Below are 251 nucleotides of genomic sequence, written 5' to 3' on the forward strand. Positions count from 1 at the left end.
GCCCACAATGATGCGAGCCAAACGCGACTGAAGATCGGCAAGGTCATTGGCAAGACAGAGAATTGCCATGACCTCGGATGCAACAGAAATATCAAAGCCGGATTCGCGCGGGTAGCCGTTGGACGGGCCGCCAAGAGCCACATTGATATTGCGCAATGCACGGTCATTCATGTCAACGACGCGGCGCCATGTAACGCGACGTGTATCGAACCGCAAAGCATTGCCCCAATGAATGTGGTTATCAATCATAG

At 53.0% G+C, this 251-nt stretch carries 1 protein-coding gene; it reads right to left on the reverse strand.

Annotated elements, in window-relative coordinates:
- The coding region (locus HBA93_RS22375; protein WP_221724704.1) for a formate--tetrahydrofolate ligase at positions 1 to 251 on the reverse strand (251 nt) is incomplete at both ends.

The sequence above is a fragment of the Ochrobactrum sp. SFR4 genome, assembly GCF_019730395.1.
In the GTDB taxonomy this organism is placed as follows: Bacteria; Pseudomonadota; Alphaproteobacteria; order Rhizobiales; family Rhizobiaceae; genus Pseudochrobactrum.